Raw genomic sequence first — 6,172 nt, forward strand, 5'->3', positions numbered from 1 at the left:
CCTGAAATAAAGTTTTCAGACGGACCCTAATGACAATCATTAAATTCAAATTAGAAAAAGCGTTGACGAGAAGCATTGTTCGCTAGTTGTGATCAGAGAGTTGCTGGTTGGTGAGAAGCAATTCACGTTAGTAAACAATTATCATCTCCGAGCTGTTTAGCCAAACGTTATAGTAGGCTGAATTGGGAACACCCATTATTGTGTCAGCGTATCGCATTTTGCCGTACGTGTGAGGTAGTCTTAGTGATAGGGCTATAAAATAAGGTGGTACCGCGTGAAAGCGTCCTTTAATTATCAATTGATAGTTAAGGGACGCTTTTTTCATTTGAGTTTAATCAATTTTATTAAAGGTGGTGAGGACATATGAAATCGGGCATTAGCACCCCTAACGATACGCCCGGTCAGATTCGGGCTCAACGTTTAGGGGCAGTCACCAAGTTACAGGTTACATTTATCAGATCACATAGCTTAACCCATTATTTCAGACCCATTTATTTCGACATAGCTTCAGTTATTCATACTGATTCAATTTTAACCAATGTTATTTATCACATAGTTTCAAATCACATATTAACGCACACATATTTGTCCTCCCAAATGAGTAAGCGGAGGCAAACAATCTTAATTTAAATTTATGGAGGTCACGCTTATGGATACCCAAAAACAAGCAACTATGGAATTGTCAACTAGGGAAAACGAACTCGCAGAAAAACTGTTCAACGCTTATCAAAGTCACAACGCGTTAAAGGAGTCAGATTACAAGGGCGTCGTGACGGATGAAGACGCTGCATACCGGGTTCAAAAACGGCTTACCGAACTTAAAAATGAAGAAGTTGGCGGCTACAAGGTTTCATTAACCAGTAAACAAACGCAGGATATGTTTGATTCTGATTCTCCCCTATACGGTGCTCAGGTCAAGAGCCACTTCGTTCAATCGCCGGTCACCTTACATCGGGCTCAGTTAATGGAACCCCTCGCTGAAGTTGAGATGCTCTTTACTGCCAAGGAAGACCTCAGCAGCAAAGATTCCCTTGAAGACCTATTGCGCAAGACAAAGGTCGCCCCTGCCGTCGAAGTCCCTGATTCACGATTCAGCGACTGGTTCCCAAGCCTGTCCAAATACATGGTTATGGCGGATGCAGCTGTTGGCGGCTACGTTGTTTACGGCCAAGAAGTTGATGCTAATCGCCTATTTGATAGCGTTGATGCATTGGCAAAGGTCAAGTGCCAACTATTCCACGATGGTAAGAAGCTAAAGGATGGCGCCTCATCAGAAGTCCTTGGTAATCCATTAAACTCCCTTCAATGGCTGGTCAAGAAGCTCGAAGATCAGGGCCAACCATTACGGGCTGGTCAACGCGTATCCAGCGGTACCTTCCTGTTGCCTGAGTCATTAACCGATGGCGAATGGAAAGCCACCTTTGATCAGGGATTGGGTGCCGTATTCCTAAACGTTTCAAAAGACTAACTGAATTGACTTATCCAAATCTTATGAAAATAAGATGCTTAAATGAAACTTGATTGATAATTGATGATAAAGCGGTTGGCGCAAACCTTTTGGTTTTGGCCAACCGTTTTTAATTGCCAATATTTCTAAATTAAATCATCTGCCAGCCAAATCGATCATCATATTTTGCCATGTTCTCTTGACAATCAGAACTGATGTTCGTATCATATAACCAAACAAACATTCGGTAGGTGATCACAATGAAAAATCCTCTTGCTAACGAAGCAGCCCTTCCAGTCCATGACATTATGTGTATTGACTGTAAATCTTTCTATGCCTCAACCGAAGCCATTAAACGCGGCGAGCATCCCCTATCAGCTCACATTGCGGTCATGAGCCGCGAAGAATCTTCCGGCGGCCTTATTCTGGCCGCAAGTCCTTACACCAAGCAGCACTGCCAGGTTAAGCTTGGGACCCGCCGTTTTCAAATCAATGATCAAATGAATCTTGAAATGGTTGAGCCCCACATGGCAGACTATGTGGCCCTTAATTACCAAATCAATCTGATCTACCGCCAATTCACCGATGACGCCCACTGGTTTCCCTACTCCATTGATGAAAGCTTCATTGATGTTTCCCACAGCCACAAATTATTTGGATCTAACGAACAAATTGCCCGCCAAATTCAGCAGCGGGTCTTTAACGAAACCGGGATTATTACCACCATTGGAATTGGCGAAAATCCACTGCTAGCAAAACTCGCCCTTGATCACGAAGCTAAGAAGGCCGAACCCTGGATTGCAGCTTGGACCTATGCCATGGTCCCTGAAAAAGTTTGGCAAATTCCCAGTTTAGAAGATATGTGGGGAATCGGTAGTCGTACGGCTCAGCGCCTCAACCGAATGGGAATTGACACCATTTCCGAATTAGCCCATGCAGATATTCACCAACTCAAGAAAAATTTTGGTGTCCTGGGTGAACAGCTTTACTACCATGCTTGGGGAATTGACTACTCTAACATCGAAAAAAAGTACCTGCCACGACCCGCCAATAAAGGTTACGGCAATTCCCAAATTCTCATGCGGGATTACACGACGTTTAACGACTTGTGGACGGTTCTGGGTGAAATTGCCGATCAGGTTGCGACCCGGTTACGGAAAAACCACGTTGTCGCGGAAGTCGTCAGCATTTTTATTGGCATGGCGGATACGGATAAGCAGGGACGCACCCACTTCTCCGCTCAAATGGGAATTGACCCAAGTGATTCAACCATGGAAATTACAACTGCCGTCCACTACTTGCTTAAAGCCAAGTGGGATGGCAGCCCAGTCCGGTCCGTAGGCGTTAGGTGCAACCGAATTTCCAAAAAGCGCCAGATTCAATTCAATCTTTTTGAACCCCCCAGTCGCGTAATTAACCACGAAAAGCTTGAGAAGACCATTGACATGATTCGAAAACGCTATGGCTACACGGCCCTTGTTCGCGCATCTTCCAAAACCAGTGGCGGGACCGCAATCGCCCGGGCAGGATTGCTTGGCGGCCACCAAGCCTAGGGACTTACCACTCAGAAATAGTTAATCCACCATCACATTAAGGAAGTGAATTTTCAATGCTAGCAGAATCCAGGCAGTTAATTAGCGCTTACCGTAAATCCTTTAAACGACTTCCCCACTATCAGTACTGGTTAGTCATCGTTGATAACCATTTTTTTAATCGTTACTATTTCTTTTTGTACAATCGCCGGCTTAAAACCAAACTCGTTCGTTCCTACGAATTGCTGGCACTCGATCATGACTCAGCGAAGTATCAGCAAGTCCTAGCAGACCTGAAAGCGGTCAGTCACTTACGGATTGAATACCGGGACACATCCCACTTAATCGAGCCAACTCCCGAAATTACAGTTGATAAAATTCATGGCCATCATTTTCAGTGAGCGATTGTGGTGATCGGCGCGTGCCGCATCCGAATGTGTTTTGTGGATTCAAAGATGAATGGCTCGCCAATCACCTCAAATCCAAATTTCTGATAAAATCCCCGCACCTGATATTGCGATTCAATCGTGATCGCCCTATTGGGAAAGTAGACCCGAATCGCCGTCATAATTTTCTCTAATAGCGTCCGGCCAAGACCGCTTCCCCGTTTATCAGCAGCAGTGACAACCCGCCCAAAGGTGACAGTGTTATCTTTTAAAAAGACCCTCGCATAGGCGTTGACGTGCCCATCGACCTCATTAAAAAAGTGAATTGCATTAGGATCGTACGCATCAACCTCCTGATAAACTCGATTTTGTTCGACTACGAACGTCTTAACCCGTAAATAATAGATGTTAAATAATTCTTGGTTGGATAACTCGGCAAATGTTTTGATTGACCACATTTTGTGACCCCGTTTCTTCTATAAATTTAATTGTTTCGATGCAACACGCTAATTCATCACTTTCTATGAGCCACTTTATGTTCAATTATGCTATATTAACCTTATCTATCAAGATTCAAGGAGGCGTCTCACATGAAGCAAGTTGGGCATCAACCTATTTACTGGCTGTTTATCGCCATCGCTTTTACCATCTTCGGCATCGGCATCAATAGCGGGACACCCATTCAGGCAAATCAGATCCCGCCAGCAATGCAGACGCACGGGGTTTCGCGTAACGGCCATTCAATTTCTGAAAAGGCAACCGTTAAATTAATTAACCAAGCCCCAGATATGGATCCCGATCGAACAATTTTAACATTGAAGCCGGCCGACTACAAAACCAACGAAAAGCTTTTCGATACTGCCTATAACGTCTTTAGCTTTTCACCAAGGGTGATGTTTAAGAAGCACACGGCAACGATTTACGTGGCCGATCATCAATTACGTCCGTTAACGAAAGCCGCTATACAGAAATGGAACACCGCGCTGAAATTCCCCGTGTTTAAAATGGGCACCAGTAAAACTCAGACCCTGAGCATTCGGTTCACTTCCACCGCTGCCGATAATTGGGATGGTCTATATAATGGAAAAACGATTCTGATTGCCAAAAATCATTTTAAAGACCCTAAGTATCCCGTTGCATACATAAAACCATCGCTCGCAGCTAAAATGTCGACCAGACAGTATTGGACCGGGGTCATCGCCCACGAACTCGGCCACACCCTGGGACTGGATCACACGGCTTACCAAGCGGACCTTATGTACGCAGCAAATAGTGAAGGAAATGTCGTTGCCAAGTATCACTGGAGTCACCCAATTGAACGTTCATCTTCTGGTCTGGATGGCACCGAAATGGCGCGCATATCTCAGCGCGATTTACACCGTGCTCAACTCACAAAACAACTGGAGTACTGGTAGCCGTTAACCTTAACCCGGCATAATAGTGGGGTTGGTACAAAGTTCAAAGCTTTGCGCCAACCCCTTCTAATTTAGATATTTTCTCAATGAATCAGGTAACAGCAAACTGTTTGTGGACACGCACTCAGCCATATAGCCCTTTTTAATTAGCTAAACTAAGGATTAAAATAATCCAAGCTTCTTAATTCGTTGACAAGCTTCGGTAAATCGTGGTTCGTCAATCAACAGTCCAACCCGCACGAAGCCTTCCCCACCGGCACCAAATCCATTTCCAGGAGCCACGGCAACCGCGGCCTTTTCTAATAAAAGATCGGCGAATGATTCGCTCGTGTAGCCTTTGGGAACCGGCATCCAGGCGTAAAATGAGCCGCCGGAAGGATATGGTTCCCAACCGATCGCCCGAGCAGCACTGAAAAATTGATTTCTGCGCTTCTCGTAGAGCGCCACTAAATCTCTCACGCTCCGTTGGTCACTGTTGAGTGCGGTAATTGCCGCTTTTTGAATCGCTGGAAAGACACTGACAAATAGATGATCTTGAATAAGATTAATTGCTTCGATCATGTCAGCGTTACCGGCCGCAAAACCAATCCGCCAGCCGGCCATGTTGTAAGATTTGGAGAATGTGTATGTTTCAATGCCAACGTCCTTGGCCCCTGGCGTTTGCAAAAAACTAACGGGTCGTTTGCCGTCAAATCCAATTGCACCATAAGCAAAGTCCTGAACAACGCCAATTTGATTTTGTTTGGCAAAATCAACCGTTTTCTTAAAGAATTCAGGAGTTGCCGTCGCCCCGGTTGGATTATTCGGATAGTTTAAATACATGAGTTTGGCTCGTTGAACCACCGCGGCGTCGAGGTCATCATAGTCTGGTAAAAATTGATTTTCCTCTTTAAGCCGCATTAGCTCTAATCGAACATCCGCCAATGCCACGCCGGACAAGTAATCAGGGTAACCGGGATCGGGCAAAATCATCGTATCTCCAGGATTTAATATTGCAAATGGCAATTCCACTAAACCAATTTTCGAACCGCCTAAAATCGCAATCTCTTTTTCCGGATCCAATTCAACCCCATATTCGCGCTTATAAAAAGCAGCGGCGGCTTTTTTGAGTTCAGGATCACCACGAAACTGTGAATATTTATGGTTTGCTGGCTTAGCGGTTGCTTCCTGCATCGCTTTCACAATAAAATCTGGCGTTGGCTGATCAGGATTCCCCTGTCCAAGGTTAATGACATCGGCACCGGTGGCAACCTTTGCATTGACCTTTCTGACTAGATTAGCGAAGAATTGCTTCGGTAATCGTTGCAAGCTATTCGATTCTGGAAAATTCAAAATAATCCCTCCAATACAAAAATTAAATCATCCCTCAATTGTCAAATCAAGTGCAACACT

Annotated in this window: 6 protein-coding genes and 1 other annotated feature; of the genes, 4 read left to right on the forward strand and 2 right to left on the reverse strand. The window is 44.8% G+C overall.

Annotation, left to right across the window (positions count from 1 at the left end; all coding sequences use genetic code 11):
• Positions 1-53 precede the first annotated feature (53 nt).
• Positions 54-291 (forward strand) — a binding site (T-box leader).
• 343 nt (positions 292-634) lie between these two features.
• The 3 genes from FD47_RS13230 to FD47_RS13240 all read left to right on the forward strand — a co-directional run bounded on the left by FD47_RS13230 (position 635) and on the right by FD47_RS13240 (position 3,380).
• Positions 635-1,468 carry a 2-keto-4-pentenoate hydratase gene (locus tag FD47_RS13230; RefSeq protein ID WP_054736434.1) on the forward strand — a complete coding sequence of 278 codons (834 nt, stop codon included), beginning with the start codon at positions 635-637 and terminating at the stop codon, positions 1,466-1,468.
• Positions 1,469-1,707: 239 nt separating this feature from the next.
• Positions 1,708-3,000 (forward strand): Y-family DNA polymerase, encoded by a 1,293-nt coding sequence (locus tag FD47_RS13235; RefSeq protein ID WP_056980790.1) that lies wholly within the window; start codon positions 1,708-1,710, stop codon positions 2,998-3,000.
• A 56-nt stretch (positions 3,001-3,056) separates the two neighbouring features.
• Positions 3,057-3,380 (forward strand): hypothetical protein, encoded by a 324-nt coding sequence (locus FD47_RS13240; protein ID WP_054736432.1) that lies wholly within the window; start codon positions 3,057-3,059, stop codon positions 3,378-3,380.
• On the opposite strand, the gene FD47_RS13245 is transcribed toward FD47_RS13240, so the two are convergent.
• Positions 3,374-3,823 (reverse strand): GNAT family N-acetyltransferase, encoded by a 450-nt coding sequence (locus tag FD47_RS13245; RefSeq protein ID WP_056980791.1) that lies wholly within the window; start codon positions 3,821-3,823, stop codon positions 3,374-3,376. The genes FD47_RS13240 and FD47_RS13245 overlap by 7 nt on opposite strands.
• A gap of 132 nt (positions 3,824-3,955) precedes the next feature.
• Between FD47_RS13245 and FD47_RS16205 the strand changes: the two genes are divergently transcribed.
• On the forward strand, positions 3,956-4,780 hold the full coding sequence (locus FD47_RS16205; protein WP_054736429.1) for a matrixin family metalloprotease: 825 nt from the start codon (positions 3,956-3,958) through the stop codon (positions 4,778-4,780).
• A gap of 162 nt (positions 4,781-4,942) precedes the next feature.
• On the opposite strand, the gene FD47_RS13255 is transcribed toward FD47_RS16205, so the two are convergent.
• The gene (locus tag FD47_RS13255) at positions 4,943-6,112 is read right to left on the reverse strand and encodes a pyridoxal phosphate-dependent aminotransferase (RefSeq protein ID WP_054736428.1); all 1,170 of its coding nucleotides are present in this window, start codon (positions 6,110-6,112) and stop codon (positions 4,943-4,945) included.
• Between the last annotated feature and the right edge of the window lie 60 nt (positions 6,113-6,172).

It is taken from the genome of Lentilactobacillus parafarraginis DSM 18390 = JCM 14109, from assembly GCF_001435895.1.
Classification (GTDB): Bacteria; Bacillota; Bacilli; order Lactobacillales; family Lactobacillaceae; genus Lentilactobacillus; species Lentilactobacillus parafarraginis.